Raw genomic sequence first — 19489 nt, forward strand, 5'->3', positions numbered from 1 at the left:
TTTTTAGTTCTTTTTTTAATCTATCGCTTTTCTATTGAGTCGCTGCTCTGCCATTTCGTTTAACTTCTCATCAGCACCATATTCTTCGTCTAGCGTTTCTTTAAGTTTGGATGCAATGTTCTTATGACCCAGTTCTTTGGCATATCTAATGGCGGTACCATAACCTGAAATTTCATAGTGTTCCACGCGTTGTGCCTCTGCTATCAAACCAGCATTAGTAACATCATCGCCTTTTTTTTCTTTTATAAAACCTTCAGCCTCTTTGATCAAACCTTCCATCGCTTTGCAGGTTTCGCCCTCCGGATCAATGCCTAGCTCATCGCACACCTCTTCCAGACGCTTTTTCTGTTTTTTCGTTTCCTCCAAATGCCCTTCAAAAGCTTTCTTCAACTTAGCATCTGTAGCATGTTCTGCCATTTTCGGTAAGGCTTTAATAAGTTGCTTTTCAGCACTATATAAATCCTTTAATTGGTGTTCAAATAAATCTTCTAATGTTTTCATTTTCTTTAAATTTTGAATTAAAATAAGAGTTCGAATTTGTGATGGTGTTAAATTAGAAGTTTGTTGCCATAAGGGTTATTCCTAAACGCTCTAAAATTGACTTAAAAAAAATATTTAAGGAAAGCTATAAAAATTAGGATCCTCTTTAGACATTGAGCATTGTTTTGAGGGGCAATTGTTAAGTGCCAAAACAACAATTTACCGCATTTAAGTCAAAATCTGTGCGTATCAAGATAAGTGTGCTCAAAATTTGTTGATACATTACAATAAGAAAATATTAAAACAACAGATCATGAGCGACAAACAAAAAGATCAGGAAACTGATAGGAAGGATTCAAGTACTAAACATGCTAGAGGCAGTAAAAAAGTACACAGTGAAAGAGACGATTCAACAGAAGACGGCTTCAAACCAAATAAAACTAAAAAATAAAAATTATGAGTTTAGATAAAGATAATAACAAACATCGTGGGTATACTGAAGATAGCAAACTTAATAGTGCCGATGACAGTTTAGAAGGTAAATGGAGCAATATTCAAGCAGATTATCGTAAAAAAAATCCCACCATCACTGATGAAGACATAGACTTTAAATCGGGAGATTTTAATCATATGATTGCAAGTATTGCGCGCAGAACCAATAGAAGTGCAGAAGATATAGAAAACGACATCAAAAATTGGAACATGTAATTGGCGTCTTCATAGCTAACGTTATTTAATTTTGATGATATTTAATTGTATAACCATGGACTCTATTTTGGAAGTCCATGGTTTTTTGACGTCATTTGAAGTTGGAAATTACCTTTGAAAGCCAGCCTCGTGAAGTGATACAGGGTATGTTTTTTTTGATCAGTGAAGACAGTAGTTATATTACAACGCAGTTCATCCATATTAATGGTGGCAAAATTATTGGATTGTAAGCCATGGTGTCGAAATGGCATTTTTCAAAGAAGACAGCATGAGTAAAATTCAATTATCAAACTTGAGAAAGGTATGCCCAAAAAAATTTTGTAAATTTCTAAATAGTACTAACTTGCCTCCATGGAAATAAAAGTGCAAAGAAAAAAATTGAAATTCACTCCTGATGCGAAACGGGTGGTCACACGTTTTTTTAACAACGGAGAAGAACGTACAAAACAGCTGATACTAAGAATATTGGAGTTTTCTGGAGAGAAAGTGGAAGAGGAATTAGCAAAAACGCTCCATGAATTTAAGGGAAGGCATCGTAACTTAAAAAAAATATTTAAGTTTCATTGTGGGCAATTTGAAGCCTTGATCAACCATATGGGCGTGGATTACGATCAGCTGTCCGAGAACCAAAAAATGCTGATAGGCTCTTACAGTACTATGGAATATTCTATAGAGTCAGCAGCACTCTTCAATCCATCAATGATAGAAGATTTAGATCAATCTTTTTTGAAAGAAGGAGAGAAACGTGTAATTATCTCTTTTAGGGCAACGGGCGAAGGACATTTGTCATCTATTGTTTTTAGAAGGGCCATCTTAGATAAAGATAACAACTTAAATGTTCTACAAGTTAAAAATCACATCGACCTTCCTGAGGTTGTCTATAAGGTCTCTTATGATAAGCAGCGTTTTGTGGAGAAAATGCAGGAAATAAAAATTCCTGACAATTATATTTCTGAAATTATGGATCCGCTGCCAGATCGTTTTGAATATTATGATCTCAAAAATGCTGTACATAAATTATTGGAAGCAAATAACGTAGACGAACCTAAAAAAATGGCATTACATGAAATGACATGGTTAGTTGACTCTTATTATGATTTGAAGTTCAATGAAGAAAGTGATATTTCTGAACGTGTTATTTTTCCTAATTCTCCTGCTGAAAGTAGAGGTATAGAAGATGCGCGCTTTGTCAGGTTTCAAGATGAGGACCGTGAGGAAACCATTTATGCCACATATACTGCCTTTAATGGTCACACCATTATTCCTAAATTGTTGAGCACACATGATTTTTTGAATTTCAGAATCATGCCCATTCATGGCAATGCCGCACAAAACAAGAATTTTGCCATGTTCCCTCGTAAAATAAATGGAAAATATGCCATGCTTGCTAGAGTGGACGGTTATAACAATTACATTATTTTTTCAGATCGGATTACTTTGTGGAATGACCCTATAAAAATACAAGAACCAAAATTTGCTTGGGATCTTACCCAAATAGGAAATTGTGGATCTCCCATATATACCAAAGATGGGTGGCTAATTTTAACTCATGGCGTGGGCCCGATGAGACGTTATTGTATTGGTGCTTCCTTGTTGGATTTGGAAGATCCTACAAAAGTTATTGGCCGACTAAAAGAACCGTTATTGTCACCAAGCAAAGAGGAACGTGAAGGCTATGTGCCTAACGTGGTCTATTCCTGTGGTGGACTTATCCATAATGATTATCTTATTTTACCTTACGCTGTGTCAGACTATTCATCATCTTACGCCACTATAAAACTGTCTGAACTTTTAAAAGCGCTTAAGGAATCTTTAAAACTTCAATTGACCTCCTAATTTATGGATATTCTTCAAATGCCAAACGGGCCAACAAATAGCTTATGGTAGATTCAGCACCCTGGTTTAAGTTGACATTATTGAGTTCCAATCCGTCATAACATCCGGTTGTGCAAGGGTTATAGATAATTTGGTTGAGATGATTATTGCCCATAAACCAGCTAAAGGCCAGTTCCATTTTGTCTTCATAACCTTTACTGGGGAACATCTCATTGAAATTTTTAAGGGCTAAAATGGTGTAAGCAACATCAATAGGCTGTTGCCCGCCAAGAGAACATTCTTTTAAAGAATCACCTCTCAAAAACCACGTCTGATTTGAAATGACCTTAAACTCGTGGTCCACAAATAGATGTTGAAGCAAAAAGTTAAAAGATTCAATTGCGGTGATTTTATAGTCTTCAATTTGTGTGATTTTATAAACCTCGAGCATAGCTTCTGGCAACACACTATTGCCATAGGTCAAATAAGACTCAAACCATTTCCAGTCTTTACGAGACTCATGCTTGTACATGTTGAGTAGTTTGCTACCTAATTTTAGAATGCTATTGTAATAATTTGAATCTGGTGTTGCAAGTCCTGAGGTCTTGATCCCTTTGATGATAAAGGCCATTGCTCTGGGCGAATTGAACCTGTCTCCATTGGGAAGAAAGTCTCCAAAACAATCTCTAGCTCTGTCAAAAATATAGTCATATGTTTCAGGAAAGAGCTCTTCAACTTCCAATAAATGGCCTACAGCCCAAATGGCGCGTCCATTCGAATCCTCAAGATTTACAAGCTCATTTTGAGATGTAAATTTTTTGTTTTTATCCACATAGTTTAAGAACAGACCATCATGTCGGTGACATTTCACAATAAAATTAAAGTATAATATCATCGATGGAATTAGCGCTTCGTCTCTTGTGAGCTTAAAGGCTTCACAAATCACAATCAAAGCCCTTGCGTTATCGTCCAACGTGTATCCTGATTGAATGTCTGGTTGATTCAATTTCGCAAACTGAATGAGTCCAACGGTTGTTGTCATCCTATAAAGATGTTGCAGCTTTATTTCAGGTTTATTAAAGACAAGTTTAATTTTAGGTGCAAATTTTTGGAACAAATTCCCGTGGGCCAGCGCTGAATTTTGCCATGAGGTGGAAGCCGAGGCATGAAGTCCGTTGAGACCCAAATTTTTCCTGTGCTGCTTGTCATTTAATAGGGTCCGTAAATGTTTGGTCAGCATTTTACTATTTTCAAAGTCAAACAACAGTCCTTTATTTTCAGATAAAACCTCTTTAGCATGAGGAATTGGTGTGGAAATGATAGGGCAGCCACAACTCATGGCATAAGCAAATGTACCACTTACGGCTTGATTGGGGTCTTTAGAGGTAAATAAATAAACGTCTGTCAGTTGAAGATATTCCAGCAAGGTTTCCAACGGAACAAATTCGTTCACAAATGTGACGTGACTGCCTATTTTCAAATCGTTGATTTTTTTAACAAGAAACTCACGGTAGATTTCCCCTTCATTTTTAACAAGGGTAGGATGTGTTTTTCCTAGAATCAAAAACATAACTTTCGGAAATTCCTTGATGATTTCTGGAAGCGCTTCTAAAGTAGTCTCAATACTTTTACCTGGTCCTAAAAGTCCGAAGGTTGATAGTACCGTCTTGTCTTTAAGACCATATTTAGACTTTAATTTTGATTTGTTTTTATGGCGTATCAAATGTGTACCATGATTGATCACCTCAATTTTTGAAGGTGCAATGCCATAGGTTGCTACTAAAATGCTTTTTGAGGTATTCGTCATCACCGTAAGACATTTTGCGCTAGCTGCAATAGCAGTAACATGATGTATAAAATCTTCATCAGGATTTGGAATAACCGTATGGAACGCCACAATTAAAGGTTTCTTTAACGATTTTAAAAACCCAATAAAGGCATCTGAACACCCATTGAACAGTCCAAATTCATGTTGAATCATCACAAGTTTGATGGTGTCATCAGCATTGATTTTAGCAGTTAAGGTCTGATAACTCTCACTGCTGTCTGTATTCAAACTGTATATAAAGTCAGCAGCACTCTCAAGCTGATGTTTGGTATTATAAAGTGCGCATATCTCAATCTTGCAAGAATCTCCAAACGCGTTCTCTACACTCTTTTTCAAATCTTGTGAATAGGTGGCAATACCACATTCGCGAGGCGGAAAGGTTGTTAACATCAAAATTGACGCAACCTCTTTTGGAGTTTCTGTTGACTTGGCAATCTGGTTTTTTAAACGCCGCTTCATTCTTTGACTATTGAAAGACTTTTTGAGGGATATATTTTGCATGATTTTAGTGGTATTATAAAATGAAAAGCGGAAGTTTAAATTTACCTTAGTCAAGTACCTTCAGGGTGCTTTATTGATATAGATTGTAACCTAAAAAATAAGCACTTTCTTTTTAGGGTCTTTTGCGTCAATCAATTTAGGTATAGAGCGCAATTATAGAGGTAGAAGTCATTTTTTTTATTTTGCCTCACTTCTCAAGATAAGAAATATAATTTTGTAATGTGGTATAAATCTACTGCTCATTTCAAAACAAAGCAGTTAAAGTAGTTTTGTCAGAAAGATTGAAGTTAAGTGCGCTTTTATATGCCTCAAATTGAGGAGAAGATTTGGAAACGTATGGTGTGTGATGGATTGATGGTAATAAGTTGGAATGGTAAAAAAAATGTTTTTTCCTTCTTTAAATCCTTTGTATTGCGTTAATTTTGGTAGCTTAAATTAATTATATTCCTTTTTTATTAGTCCCTTAAGTAAAAATTATATATAAAAATAATTCCATGAGCGCTATTGAATACATTGCCTTAATTCTCAATCTTCTAATTTGTTTGCCCAGTGTGGCTTCTATGACCAAATTTGATTATTGGTGGGTGAGGGTTTTTGATTTTCCGAGAATACAAATAGCGGTCCTTATAGTGCTCAATATAATTTTAGGCTTATACGCATATTCTTTTAGTCATTGGTCACAGTATGCAATTTTGATACTGCTCGGTATCGGTTTAGTTTATCAATGTTGGCTAATTCTGCCCTATACCATCTTATGGCCAAAACAGGTTATAAAATACGGAGGTACAGAGAATAAGAATATCATAAGTATTTTAGTAAGCAATGTTTTGACCACAAATAGTGAATACCATCGCTTAATAGATTTAATTAAATTGAAAGACCCTGATGTGTTTTTGACCTTGGAATCTGATCATAAGTGGGAAAAAGCGCTATCGGTTTTAGAGGAGTCGTATACCTATACTGTAAAAATTCCTTTGGATAATCTTTATGGGATGCATCTGTATTCTAAATTGCCATTAGAAGAAACAGAAGTAAAATATCTGATAAAAGATCACATTCCGTCCATCCACGGAAAGATTAAGTTGGCCAATGGAAAAAGTGCTAATTTTCATTGTCTGCATCCGCGACCACCAAGTCCCACAGAAAGTAAAACTTCTACCAATAGAGACGCTGAATTATTATTGGTAGGAAAAAATATTGAAGAAGATGCTAAGTTAGTGTTGGTGTTTGGTGATCTTAATGATGTGGCTTGGTCAAGAACCACCAAAATGTTCCAAAAGATAAGTGGACTGATGGATCCAAGAAGAGGGAGAGGCTTCTTCAACACCTTTACAACAAGAAATATATTGATGCGCTGGCCACTAGATCATGTTTTTCATAGCAATGACTTTACACTCATTGAAATGTCGCGAGAAAGGGATATTGGATCAGACCATTTCCCCATGTATATAAAATTGAATTATACGCCCGAGGCCGAATGGGAACAAGATGAGCTCAATGCCTCACAAAGTGATAGAGAGTGGGCAGATAAAAAGATTGAGAAAGGGGAGAAGAATGAAAAAAATGATTGAGTAATTAATGCTACTTCTAATCATATACATATACTATTAGTATGGACTTCTCTTTTTAATATACACCTATAATAGATCTCTGCCTCGACTCCCTTCAAACAAAACACTATCAGAAATTACAACTACCTTTTCAAAGCAAAATGGCCAACTTTTTCTATTCCTGTTTCTGTTCTAAATATAAACCAGTAATCAGAAGATGGTGGTCCTTCACGAGATTTAGATCGGTCTTTTAGGAAGAAATCTTCTGATCAGTCCTATTTGATTTTCTACAGTTCCTTCATCTTGAAATGTATAAGGTCTTGTAAAATAAGTTTTTACTCAGTGCTCATCAGCAATTTTCTTATGTCCGGCAAACTGTTTTCCGTTGCCAAAAATCATTTTTTTTTATCCAACGGCTCCCCATTCTTGATCCCCTTTGGCAAACTTCTCTTTTAAATTGATTTTTATAATTCACAAGTTATTTATTTGATTTATAATCCAATTACCAATCGTCTCCAAAGCAAGGGGGGCAAATGTTTGCTCAATTTGAGCGTACTCTGAAGTCAGTCCTGTTTTGCTTTCTTGAAATATGTGATTGAGCCCTACTAGTAAAACAACTTCTTGATGCTTTGATTTGCTTGCAGCCAGTGCGTCTTTCACTTGCTGTAAATGATATTTTGGTGGCACTTGGGTATCTTTGCTTCCATAAAGCGCCAAGGCTGGTATTCTGATTTTTTTGATTTCATCTACAGGGTTATAATTGTAAAAATATCTCATCCAAGGGCTTGTTCTTACAGAGACAAGGTTTTGAATAAATTCCTTCTTATTCACCTCAGCGGGGAGCAATGACTTTAACATTTCTGAATTTTGATAGAATATAATTAAGTCCTCTTTAACGCTTTCTGTTTCCTTTTCGGTGGAAGCGATGTCAATCGCCTCCTTTACATAAGCCTCAAATTGTTTTTGGTCAGCGACTGGAAAATTCCTGTTGTCAATTGATTGGGTATAAGAAACAAACTTTCCTGATGTTCCTGTACCTGCAAGCATTACTATAAACCCTACATCTTTTGACTGATTGGCTACCATGGGAGCAATTATTGCCCCTTCACTGTGGCCAATCAATCCAATTTTACTTTTATCGATTTTTGGGTGGCTTTTCAAAAAATCAATGGCACTGAGGACATCTGAGGCAAAATCAGCTGTAGTTCCTTCAGCAAAATTACCAGTCGATTCACCAAATCCTCTATCATCATAGCGCAAGACTGCAATGCCTCTTCTTGTTAAATAATCTGATAATACAAGAAATGGCTTATGTGTCATAAATGATTCATCCCTATCTTGAGGTCCACTACCTGAGATCAAAATGACGACAGGGGGTTTTTTTTGTGACGGATTTGGTAGCGTCAAGGTTCCAGCCAGTGTAACATTGTCTTTTTGGTTGGTGAAAGTAATATCTTCCACCTGATAAGGATATGGCTTTATCGGTTCCTGAGGTCTGTTTGGTTTGACTTCCACGATGGATTCTTTTGTCAGAACCAAAGGCACAATATTTACACCCTCTTGAAAGGAACCTTCTATTGTTCTTGAAGCCGTATTCCATTTTCCATTGAATTTGAATCCTAAGTTGGAAGCATCAACAATCAGAACCCCATCTGCAAAAGTTGTTAAATGTGATTGAAGTCCTTTTGCCCCCTGGCTTGGAATTGCTATTTCGGTAGTCAGTTTACTTTCATTTCCTGAGATTTGAAAAATAAACAACATTTTTCTTCCTGCCTGTACCTCAAGGTTTCCGTGCCAAGTGCCTGTAATATCCTGAGAAATACCTAGAAAGGGAAGTGTTAAAAAGGCTATGATAATAAGTAAATTTTTCATGATTATGTCTTTTTTTTAAGGTATAGTTATCCTATGACTGATAGATTCAGCCAATTAAAAGCTTGTATTAAGTAGATGGAAATTTAGTTGTTGATGTCGGTAAGCATTTTTTCTGTTGCGCTCAATACTTTGTTATAGGACTTTAAGACCCACCATGCAAACACAAGAAAGAATGAAACGAAGATTGGAAATATAAGCGTCCAGAAGTCAGGAATTTGATCTAGACTTTTCCCTTGAATAGCTGCCAGCACAGGAAGAACTATCAGCATAAAAAATAAACCTAGTGCGACATTGAGCTTTTGAAGTTTTTGAAACTTAATTTTTTGCCTTACAAAAAGATTGATGTTCTCCAAATAGGTGTTAGAGGTGATATCTATATTTCTTATTGAGCGCACAGATTTAAGAGAAATAACAGGTAGTGTAAATAGTAATAAAACAGAAAGCCCTGCCAATACCTGAATAAGTACCTCATCTATTTTTGAGAAGTTCATAAGGATATATGAAGCTCCTACATAACATATTATAGTTCCGACATATTCTGAATAATGGATCTTATTCATTTTTGAGTTATAATTTTGTTGGGTTATTTTTTCTATGAGTTGGGTAGTAAGTATTTCTTGTTTTTCTACTCGCTTGCTTAGTTTGCCCCAAGTATTTTTCATTTCTTCCAGTTCCATGATTAGCGTTTTTTAGTTATCTGTGATTTTATTTTTTCTCTGATTCTCGAAATTTTTGTTCCTACATTGCTAGTGGTTATACCGATTATTGAAGCAATTTCTACATGGCTTTTGCCTTCCAGATACAATAGGATAATTCCCTTTTCCAATAGATTTAGCCTTTGTACATGTTCATAAAGCAGTTTTATTCTCTCCTCCTCAGTCTTATCAAGTACGTCAGCAAATTGCATCGTTTCTAATTCGATAGCGGTAGTTTCAATTCTCTTTTTTGATTGCTTTAAATTATAGATAGCTGTGTTAAGGGCTACCCGGTACATCCAAGTGCTCAATTTTGACTGTTCATTGAATGAGTCAAAAGATTTCCAAAGCTGAAAGACAATTTCCTGAGACAGGTCTTCTCTGTCTTGAAGGCTATTGGTATAAAGTATCGCCACCTTAAAAATCAAGCCTTCGTTCTTTTTGATAACTTTAGTAAATAGTTCTTTTTTATCCATTGAAAATTAAACTTCTACTTAGTTAGTGTATGAAGTTCCAATAAAATCACAGGGGAGAGATATTTTTTTTGAAGAATTTGCCAGATGAATACAGAATAAGCCATAGCCTATATACGCCTTAAGTTTTTTTCATTATATGTCAGAGCACAACTCTAAACTTGTTTTTATGATTCCGAGTAAATTACAGCCAACTTGCAGCTACAAACACCAAAAATGCTCATTCTCAATCTTGTTCGGCAAATACCCACTACAAAACTTGATACTGCCGAACAGAAACCGTAGGTGTCAATTGGTATATAGAACAATCGGAAATATGGCTTGCGTAACGTCAACACGATATAACTTTTCTTGCAAATGGATTCGTCCATTAATTTTTAATTTTAATGGTTCCTCCATGCTTGCCATGCACCAGATGACCACAAAGCCCAGGCAATGAGTACAGGTTGAAAAAATAAACGTATCAGTCTAGCACCGTCAGAATCTAAAGCCCCAAATGCATCTCTGCCATCTAAATATTGGGCAACATTTCCGGGAAAAACTAAAACAAAAAACAAGGCCAGGGCCCAACCGAATCTCGTGCGTTCCTTTTTCCAAAAAGCTAAACCTAGCCCTAATAGTATTTCTATGATACCTGATACTATGACCACCAAATCTTTACTCAACGGCACCCAATCCGGCACTTGTGATTGGAATTCGATTCGATTGAACGTCAAGTGACTAAACCCAGCATAGAGCATGAATATGGCCAGTAGAATTCTGAAAATGTTTTGCGTTAATGTGGTTTTTGTTTGATACGTCATTTTTGTATTTTCTCGCTTGTGATGATCTTGTTTATGATATAAATATAGGACAGACTATTTAAAGTGAATGTTTATTTGAAAAAATATCGCAACTATTTTTTAGATGCAACGAATAAGAGATCACTGTTACGTTCATGATCCAAGTCGCAATTCGTCAAGGTAGCAGTGGACGCAAACAACTGATATGGTATTTCCAATCGGCAATGCTTTTTCTAGTGGGAAGAGAGGGATGACAAATAAAAATAAGTGTTTCATTGCAGCCATTGATTCCTTTTGGGTGTACTATTTGTCTTGCCAAAAAAGTTAATATATTAAGATTATGGAGTTAACTTTTGATGCCATTTTTAAAATCAAAGGCAGCCTAATCCGATAGCCTTTATATGCTGGAACACGAGTATTATTCCATTTATCGATTATTTTTGCATGTTAAATCATAAAGCGTTCACTTCTCAATGTTTATTGTAAGTTCGTAGGAATTCTAACACACCAATTCCCCACTATGAACTTGAGGTTGATCTACCTAGTATTATGTCCTGTCCTTATATTTCTCCAAAATGAAAAACCATCCATCGCTCTAGACCACATTTCCTATCATATTTCTGTACACGTTTCCTCTTTTAATCTCACCAAAGCCGTGCCTTCGGCTGATGCTTTATATACAAATTTAGAAACTGAAAATGAGTGTTTAGAATCGGTGATGCTTACAGCAGATATGTTTTACAAGCAGGAAGATCATGATGAGGCCATTCAGCTAAAGTCGAATAAGAATTTAATTCACAACTCACAATAGAAAAGAATCCTTTTCAATCAAACCATAACCAACCAAACCACAACCAACCAAACATCACTTTTACTATTCATTATGAAAAAATTATTACTGTTACTTAGTTTGCTCGCCGGTAATTTTCTTTTTGCACAAGTAGGGATTGGCACAGATATGCCAAATCCTTCTTCGCAATTAGAGATAAAATCTTCCAATAGAGGCATCATGATTCCTCAGGTGCCCTTGACCAGTGTAACCGATCAGAACACAATTAGCGGAGGCAATCTTGAGAGTTTACTACTTTACAACACCAGTACAAATGCTACGCTATCACCTGGGTACTATTATTGGTACCAAGGCAGCTGGAATAGGTTGATGACAGAAGCCGATTTGCCTGATAATAGAGTGTTTTGGGATCTTGCCAACAATCAATTTACTTATATCGATCAGAATGCTGATCGACAAGTTATCAATCCTTCTGATTTTCAGACGCTGACCTTTTTAAGGCTCAATGCTGATGGGCATACCTTAGAGTATGTTGATGAGAATGGTGCTGTGACTCGTATTGATTTTGAGGCCGTCATTCAGAATTTTGAAACATTGACAACCATAATAGCCAACAGCGACGGCACTTTTACCTTTACAGATGAAGATGGAATCAAAAATACAATCGATGTCAGCAATCTAGAAACTTTAACCAGCATTGCGCTTAATCCTGACAACGTAAATATCGATTATACCGATGAAAGCGGTACTGTCACGCAATTGAATTTGACGCAGATAGTTAAAAATTTAGAGACTCTTACGAGCGTAGTTGCTAATAACGACGGCACCTTCACTTTTACAGATGAAGCGGGTAACACGAACAAAATTGATGTTGGTGATTTAGAAACTTTAACAAGTATTGTAGACAATGGCAACGGCACAATAACTTATACCGATGAAAATAATGTTGAGACCGTAATAAATTTGGCAACTGGACCCCAAGGCCCGATGGGACCAATAGGTCCACAAGGCCCAAATGGTGTTGTAACCCCGAAAGATTTAACAGCTGGAGATGCATCTATAACAGTAACCGGTGGGACAGGTGCAGCTTTGGTAGATAGCAGCATTGAGGTAACTGATGGTGGCATTACAAGTGTGAAATTAGCCAGTGCAGCGGTTACAGCAGTCAAGATTAATGCAGATGTTGCCGGTTTAGGCATAGTTCAAAACGGAGCAACCAATGCATTGGATGTTAAAGCCAACAACGGGTTAAATTTAGATGGAGTAGATGATGCGGTGCAGTTAGGTGGTGATTTGACTAAACCAACAACTATTAATACAGATACTACCAATACTTTAGCCTTAACCGGATTAGAATCGGGGAGTAGCAATGACAACCTTGTCCTTATAGATAAAAATACAGGTATTATTAAGCAGTCAAAATCTGCCATGCCTAAATTCTTTTATATGCCTTCCATAGTGTTTGATATTTCTACTTCTGGAAACTTTAGTGTAGATCTTTACAGTATGTATAAGGATCAATTCGTGACGCCTATGGTAAGTAGCAGTGGGGCAACAACGCCTATTCCAACATTAGGATCAACAGAGTTGGAGTATTACGTGACGTATTATGACTCCATTGTATTTAGTAATGTAAGTATATCTGCAAATGGCGTTCTAAGTTACACTGTTTCAGGAGCAGGTGCAACGGCGTCTTCTTTTATGAATATTGTATTTGTAGTTAAAGACTAGTTCACCTTACTTCATACAAAAATTAACACGACATGAAAGTACTTACTAAAAAAATGAGGAAAGGGAATACAAGAATAGTTAATATTTGGGTTTTAGGGCTTTTAGTGTTAACGACTACGGTATCTACCCATGCTCAAAATATAACTAATATTTATACAGATTATGGTGGTTTTTGGACATCAGGAAGTGGAAATATTAATCCTGTTTACCCCGATTTTTCTCATAACTTGATAGCCTTTACTTATGATGGTAAAATATATAGTACTGGCGTTAATAACCAGTTGCTGAATCAATTTGGTGTTACTTTCGAAGCCAAATCATATCAGGCACTTCCAGTTTTGAATATACCTATTTCTCCTGGTGGATCACGATTTATTCAATTAGGGCAAATGCAGGATGGGTTGAACAATGCTATTAGTATTTTACCAGCTCCTTATACAGCGCCTACTAGATTATCCAAAGTGTTAACAGACGGAATTCAGGGTTTAGATATTTCAAGTGGGGTTACCAATATCAAATATGCAGACGGAACTTTAGTGGAAATGGAATTTCCTTTTACCACTATTGAAAGTGTTTCGGAAATTGGTGATAATATTCCAGATATTTTAGTTTCTCAAATAGCGCAGCCAAGTTCTCAGGCTATCGATGAAGTATGGTTTGAAGATGCTTTAGGAAATGTGGTAGGAAATAAGATTTTTATTAATCAAACCAATTTACCTGTGCTAGGTAGATCTATGAATGATTTTTTTAATCCTGATACTGGGGCTTCAGGTGGTTCAGGATTTGTTAATTCACAAAGAGAAATACGAATTTCAGCTTTTGATGCAGTAGATTTTGGATTAAATGCGAGTAATTTTGACGAGGCTAAAAAATTAATTTACAAATTAGGAGGCAGTTCAGATCCCGCCTTTTTAGCTTTTAGTAATAATTTCATTTCGGTTTTGGCGGCTAATGATGATTTGGTTACCATAGGGATAGATACTCCAGTAATTATTGATGTTTTAGATAACGATTTAATTCCAGGGGGTATTGTAATTTCTTCTACTGAAATAGTAGCTGGAGGAGAACCAAGTCACGGAACAGTAGTCGTAAATCCCGATCAAACAATAAGCTATACTCCTGATCTTGGCTTTATAGGTTTAGACTCCTTTTTATATAAAATTTGTACCGAATCTGGTAGTTGCGCCGAAGCTGTTGTTACCGTTACTGTTGGTGCTTCAGATATTGAAGTAACTAAAGTGATACTGGAATCGAATGCTGGCGTGGGTGATCAAATAACCTTTGTGGTTACAGTTACCAACAATGGGCCTTACGATGCTGTGGGAGTGAGGGTTTCGGATTTGTTACCGAGTGGCTATACTCTAAACTCTGCAACAACTAGTGTTGGTAGTTATAGTAACGGTTCAGGGAACTGGTCTGTTGGAAATTTAGCATTAAATGCATCTGAAATTTTAACAATTCAGGCTACTATTGAAGATACTGGGCCCTACACAAATACGGCCAAAGCTTCAAGTTCTACTTATGATCCTGATGTAACTAATAACACGGCAAGTGCCACGCCCAATACGGTGCCTTCAGCTACTGCAAAAGCGGCCTGCCAATCAGGTTTGCACTTTCAAAGCATAACTGTTGATTTAACCGGAGAACCAGGTTGGGAAATTGCCTATACATTTAACGGAATTGCTTATACTGAAAGTAATATCATGTCAGGTTCTTTTATTTTCAATCCAAGTGAACGAGGTGTTTTTTATATTAATACAGTAACTGATGGCAGTGGAAATAAAGTAACCTATTCTTCAATACCTCCTTTATATTCAGGAATTCGAGCATTTTCATACCCTTGCTTTATAATAACAAACCCTATGATACCTTCAAAAGTAAAAGATAATTAAGATTATGAAGACACTATATAGATATATCATAGGAATTTTTATCGTTGTTTGGAGCGGTTATAAAACACATGCACAAACCTCTAATGAAGGAATGCTCTATGTTTCTGAAAACACGCAATTTTCAACAGTAGAACGTTTCGATAATCTTACTACAGGATCGTTCTATAACGATGGTGATACTTATATGTATAGCCATTTTAATAACGACGGGACTTTAGATTTTTATCAAAACACCGGATTAACACGATTTATAGGAAGCTCATATCAAGCTATTAGCGGGTCTAAAATCAGCTATTTATATGATGTGTATTTTAACAATACCAGTAACACCGTTCCATTTCAATTATCTGGAAATGTAAACATCAGTGGTGAATCTGATTTTTACATTGGCATTATTGATAGTGACAATTTCGGTGGGGAAATAACTTTCAATACCAATGGGTATCATATCAACACCTCCGATAATAGTTATGTGGACGGACCTGTAAATAAAATGGGGGAGGGCGAATTTGTATTTCCTATTGGTGATGCTGGCTATTATCGTTTTGCCAATATGTCAGACCCAGAAAATGCAGCTGCTTTTTTCAAGGGAAAGTTTTATTTTGAAAATTCAAACAATTTATATCCTCATGATTTAAAAGCCGGAGTGATTGAAGAAATTGACACTCAGGAATATTGGACTATTGAGAAGAATAGTAGCACTCCTGACAACGGTTTGATCACTTTGTCTTGGAGAGATGTGACCACGCCGTCTGTGATGATGGAAGCAGCGAAACAAAATGCGTTGACCATAGTGCGTTGGGATAAAACAACAACCATGTGGGTAGATGAAGGTGGTGTTATTGATATGGATGCCAAAACCGTTACCACAGCTGTTAATGATTATGGTGTCTTTACTTTTGGGCGAGTAAAAGCTGATCTTATTTTACCTTGTGGCTTGGTCATCTATAATTCGATAACGCCTAATAGTGATGGGGTTAATGACTATTTCTTAATAGACCAATCCAACAACCAATGTGCCAGAAATTTAAAAGTGCAGGTCTTTAACCGCTGGGGCGTTAAGGTGTTTGAAACTAATAAGTATGGGTTGAATGGCGATATTTTTGATGGCTTTTCCTCAGGCCGATTAACTCGAAAAAACTCTGAACAGCTGCCTTTCGGTACGTATTATTACATACTTCAATATCAATATGGTAATGAAGAAACTGATAACGTTCATAAACAAGCTGGGTTTTTATATTTAAGTGCCAACTAACATGAATCAACTTCTAATGACGTTTAAAAAATCAAATGTATTTGTAGGTGTCCTAGTGATGGGTGTGTTTTTTATGCCCTCTGCACGGGCACAACAAGACTCCCAATTCACCCAATACATGTACAATACAATAGTTGTAAATCCGGCTTACGCAGGTTCCCGAGGGTCTCTTAGTATGATTGGGCTTTATAGAAATCAATGGGTAGGGCTAGATGGCGCTCCTGAAACGCTTAATTTTTCTGCACACTCACCTATAGGCGTTAAAGGTGTTGGTTTGGGACTTGGTTTTACCAGCGATAAATTGGGACCAACATCTGAAAGTGTGATTACTGCCGATTTTTCATACACACTCAATCTTGAAAAAGACTTGAAACTGTCTTTTGGTTTAAAAGGTGGCGTATCCATATGGAATCTGGATCCTAATAAGCTGACTATTTATGATCCTAATGATTATAATTTGAGGCAGCAAGATCAAAGTTCACCAATAATTGGCGCCGGATTTTATTTACATACAGAACAGTGGTATGTAGGATTATCGTCTCCTAGTATTTTGGAGACCCAGCATTATGACGATATTCAAGTGTCGACCGCAGCCGAAAAAACGCATCTTTATTTGATAGGGGGTTATGTCTTTACGCTCAATCCGAATTTAAAATTAAAACCTGCAATGTTGGTTAAGACTGTGGTGGGTGCCCCGTTGGCAATTGATATTTCGGCCAATGCGCTTTTATATGATAGCGTTACGTTTGGTCTCGCTTACCGATTTGATGCTGCAGTGAGTGCCTTGGCGGGATTCCAAGTCTCTGACCATATTATGGTAGGATACTCTTATGATTATGATACTACCGAATTAGGGAATTATAATAATGGATCTCACGAAATATTCCTCCGTTTCGAACTGGGAACGCGGCTGAAAGCAAAAGTGAATCCAAGATTCTTTTAATTTTATTTAAAAAAGATGTATGAAAAATAGTATCACGATATATAGTTTCTGTTTGTTTTTTATCGGCTTAATAAGTCTGACTTCAGTGCAAGCGCAAGAAAGTAAACTAAAAAACGCTACAGAAAAGTATGAGAACCTAAATTATGTCAACGCCCAAAAAATCTACTTGGAAGTTGCGGAAAAAGGTTATGCATCTGAAGAGGTGTTTACAAAATTGGCCAACAGTTATTATTTTAATGCGCAATACAATCAAGCCGTAAAATGGTATGATAGCTTGTTTAATCTCAATGCAAATCCTGATAATCCTCTTGTTTATCTTCGTTTTTCACAAGCTTTGAAGGCTACCGGAAAGCTGGCGAAAGCTTCAGAATATTACGATGCTTTTGCACAAAAAAGCGGGAATGAAGCCAATATGATGTCTGCACAAGATTACGAGGCGCTTATTCAGGAGAACTCAGGCAGGTATGACATAGCGGCCATTGAAAAAATTTATGATGATAACAGCATCTCGTTCGGGTATTTTAAATTAGAAAACACGCTGTATTACGCGTCTACAAACGATTCCAAATCGCTTTTGAACACTCGGAGTGCTTGGGATGGCCTAAGTTTTTTATCACTTTATGCTGTTGAACTCGATTCCTTAAATCAAGCTATCGCCAAACCCGATGCGCTTAAGGGCAACTTAAATAGTAAATTTCATGAGTCGTCTCCCGTATTTACCTCAGATCAGAACACGATGTATTTCACCAGAAGCAACACCACGACTAAAAATAGAAAACAAGATCAAAAATTAAAGATTTATAGGTCAGAAAGAATAAAGGACACCTGGCAGGAAGCAGAAGAACTGTCTATTAACAGTGACTATTTTTCTACGGCGCATCCCGCTTTAAGTCCAGATGGGACGCTGCTCTTTTTTGCTTCTGATCGCCCTGGAGGCTTTGGCGAGTCAGATATTTATAGATCAGTTATCAATGCCGATGGAAGTTTGGAAGCCGCTGTTAATTTAGGATCTGAAATTAATACCAGTGGTAAGGAGACATTCCCTTTTGTGTCAAATGAAAACGAATTGTATTTCTCTTCAGATGGCCATTTTGGTCTTGGTGGATTGGACGTCTTCTATGTAAAAATTAAAGATGACGGTTACGGAAACCTATTGAATATAGGCGCCCCAGTCAATTCAAATGCTGACGATTTTGCCTTCGGAATTGATAAGCGTACTGGCAGAGGTTTTATAAGTTCCAATCGCTCAACTCAAGAAGGGGAATTTGTATACGATAATATCTATACATTCTTAGAAACATCACCTATTATAGATGTGTATTTTGCACAACTTGCAGGGCTTGTTACCGACAAACAAACAGGCTTGCCCATTGAAGGAGCCTTAGTGGTTTTAACAGATGCTGACCAGAAAGTTTACAAACAAACGCAGACCGATGAAGATGGAAATTATATCATTGAAACCAACAAATTTCAACAGTATTATGTCAATGTGAGCAGTGAAAAGTATGATACTGATGAAGTCCTCTCAAAGCCCAATTTGGAGCTTCAGCAGATAGACTTTGAATTGCAATCAAATGAAGTCGCCCTGGTTCCTGGAACAGATTTGGCAAAGGTTTTAAATATTCCAATCATTTATTTTGATTTTGATAAATCTGATATCCGACAAGATGCCGCAGTAGAATTGGAAAAAGTATTGGCAGTTCTCAATCAGTATCCCAACCTGAAGCTCGAAATACGCTCGCATACAGATAGCCGAGGCAACGATGTTTACAACATGGCACTTTCTCAGCGTCGCGCAACATCTACCTTAGATTATCTAGTAGAAAACGGCATTACAGAGGCACGATTAAAAGCAAATGGGATGGGAGAGACCAACTTGATCAATACCTGCAGCAATGGAGTGTCGTGCTCTGAAGCAGACCATCAAAAAAATAGACGTTCAGAATTTATAGTGATCGAATAAAAACAGGCATTCAATAAAATGTGCTGATTTCTTAAGGAGTATTAAAAAAAATACAAAAAGGATCTTGAGTTGCTACTTAAACACTTTTTAATTGACGAGAGTTATAAAAAGCCTTTACTATAACATTAATTTTAAGTGGTTTTTCAGCCAAGAAAAAAGGTTGTTTTTATTGGTCGTTATCCCCCGAAGATTATCCTCAACGAGCAAACAT

Annotated in this window: 16 protein-coding genes and 1 pseudogene; 10 read left to right on the forward strand and 7 right to left on the reverse strand. The window is 36.7% G+C overall.

Features of this window, described 5'->3' with window-relative positions; all coding sequences use genetic code 11:
- Window positions 1-15 precede the first annotated feature (15 nt).
- Window positions 16-501 carry a YciE/YciF ferroxidase family protein gene (locus A9996_RS10000; RefSeq protein WP_066434037.1) on the reverse strand — a complete coding sequence of 162 codons (486 nt, stop codon included), beginning with the start codon at window positions 499-501 and terminating at the stop codon, window positions 16-18.
- 292 nt (window positions 502-793) lie between these two features.
- Between A9996_RS10000 and A9996_RS19895 the strand changes: the two genes are divergently transcribed.
- The 3 genes from A9996_RS19895 to A9996_RS10010 all read left to right on the forward strand — a co-directional run bounded on the left by A9996_RS19895 (window position 794) and on the right by A9996_RS10010 (window position 3024).
- Window positions 794-931 carry a hypothetical protein gene (locus tag A9996_RS19895; RefSeq protein WP_157487206.1) on the forward strand — a complete coding sequence of 46 codons (138 nt, stop codon included), beginning with the start codon at window positions 794-796 and terminating at the stop codon, window positions 929-931.
- 5 nt (window positions 932-936) lie between these two features.
- Window positions 937-1188, forward strand: coding sequence for a hypothetical protein (locus tag A9996_RS10005; RefSeq protein WP_066434040.1), 252 nt, complete (start codon window positions 937-939; stop codon window positions 1186-1188).
- 351 nt (window positions 1189-1539) lie between these two features.
- Window positions 1540-3024: a glycoside hydrolase family 130 protein gene (locus A9996_RS10010; protein WP_066434042.1), complete on the forward strand. Its 1485-nt coding sequence runs from the start codon at window positions 1540-1542 to the stop codon at window positions 3022-3024.
- Window position 3025: 1 nt separating this feature from the next.
- On the opposite strand, the gene A9996_RS10015 is transcribed toward A9996_RS10010, so the two are convergent.
- Window positions 3026-5290 carry a glycosyltransferase gene (locus tag A9996_RS10015; RefSeq protein WP_169817249.1) on the reverse strand — a complete coding sequence of 755 codons (2265 nt, stop codon included), beginning with the start codon at window positions 5288-5290 and terminating at the stop codon, window positions 3026-3028.
- Window positions 5291-5826: 536 nt separating this feature from the next.
- Between A9996_RS10015 and A9996_RS10020 the strand changes: the two genes are divergently transcribed.
- Window positions 5827-6903 (forward strand): endonuclease/exonuclease/phosphatase family protein, encoded by a 1077-nt coding sequence (locus tag A9996_RS10020; RefSeq protein WP_066434047.1) that lies wholly within the window; start codon window positions 5827-5829, stop codon window positions 6901-6903.
- Between the two features lie 225 nt (window positions 6904-7128).
- Here A9996_RS10020 and A9996_RS21050 read toward each other — a convergent pair.
- From A9996_RS21050 to A9996_RS10040, 5 genes and pseudogenes are all read right to left on the reverse strand, one after another.
- Window positions 7129-7287: pseudogene (locus A9996_RS21050) on the reverse strand (IS30 family transposase); the annotation flags it as partial.
- Window positions 7288-7353: 66 nt separating this feature from the next.
- Window positions 7354-8754 carry an alpha/beta hydrolase family protein gene (locus tag A9996_RS10025; RefSeq protein WP_066434048.1) on the reverse strand — a complete coding sequence of 467 codons (1401 nt, stop codon included), beginning with the start codon at window positions 8752-8754 and terminating at the stop codon, window positions 7354-7356.
- A gap of 83 nt (window positions 8755-8837) precedes the next feature.
- Window positions 8838-9431: a hypothetical protein gene (locus tag A9996_RS10030; RefSeq protein WP_066434049.1), complete on the reverse strand. Its 594-nt coding sequence runs from the start codon at window positions 9429-9431 to the stop codon at window positions 8838-8840.
- Between the two features lie 2 nt (window positions 9432-9433).
- A complete protein-coding gene (locus tag A9996_RS10035; protein ID WP_066434050.1) occupies window positions 9434-9925 on the reverse strand; it encodes an RNA polymerase sigma factor in 492 nt (163 codons plus the stop codon).
- A gap of 380 nt (window positions 9926-10305) precedes the next feature.
- Window positions 10306-10725 carry a DoxX family protein gene (locus A9996_RS10040; protein ID WP_066434052.1) on the reverse strand — a complete coding sequence of 140 codons (420 nt, stop codon included), beginning with the start codon at window positions 10723-10725 and terminating at the stop codon, window positions 10306-10308.
- Window positions 10726-11236: 511 nt separating this feature from the next.
- Here A9996_RS10040 and A9996_RS10045 point away from each other — a divergent pair.
- The 6 genes from A9996_RS10045 (at window position 11237) to A9996_RS10070 (ending at window position 19278) form a co-directional block, all read left to right on the forward strand.
- Window positions 11237-11515 carry a hypothetical protein gene (locus A9996_RS10045; RefSeq protein ID WP_146608933.1) on the forward strand — a complete coding sequence of 93 codons (279 nt, stop codon included), beginning with the start codon at window positions 11237-11239 and terminating at the stop codon, window positions 11513-11515.
- Window positions 11516-11587: 72 nt separating this feature from the next.
- Entirely contained in the window at window positions 11588-13225 is a 1638-nt protein-coding gene (locus A9996_RS10050) for a hypothetical protein (protein ID WP_066434058.1), read from the forward strand.
- A 32-nt stretch (window positions 13226-13257) separates the two neighbouring features.
- The gene (locus A9996_RS10055; RefSeq protein WP_066434062.1) at window positions 13258-15117 is read left to right on the forward strand and encodes an Ig-like domain-containing protein; all 1860 of its coding nucleotides are present in this window, start codon (window positions 13258-13260) and stop codon (window positions 15115-15117) included.
- Window positions 15118-15121: 4 nt separating this feature from the next.
- On the forward strand, window positions 15122-16372 hold the full coding sequence (locus A9996_RS10060; protein ID WP_066434068.1) for a T9SS type B sorting domain-containing protein: 1251 nt from the start codon (window positions 15122-15124) through the stop codon (window positions 16370-16372).
- A 16-nt stretch (window positions 16373-16388) separates the two neighbouring features.
- Window positions 16389-17315 (forward strand): PorP/SprF family type IX secretion system membrane protein, encoded by a 927-nt coding sequence (locus A9996_RS10065; RefSeq protein ID WP_066434217.1) that lies wholly within the window; start codon window positions 16389-16391, stop codon window positions 17313-17315.
- A gap of 19 nt (window positions 17316-17334) precedes the next feature.
- Window positions 17335-19278: an OmpA family protein gene (locus A9996_RS10070; protein WP_066434071.1), complete on the forward strand. Its 1944-nt coding sequence runs from the start codon at window positions 17335-17337 to the stop codon at window positions 19276-19278.
- Window positions 19279-19489: the final 211 nt, after the last annotated feature.

The sequence above is a fragment of the Gelidibacter algens genome, from assembly GCF_001678675.1.
Taxonomy (GTDB): domain Bacteria; phylum Bacteroidota; class Bacteroidia; order Flavobacteriales; family Flavobacteriaceae; genus Gelidibacter; species Gelidibacter algens.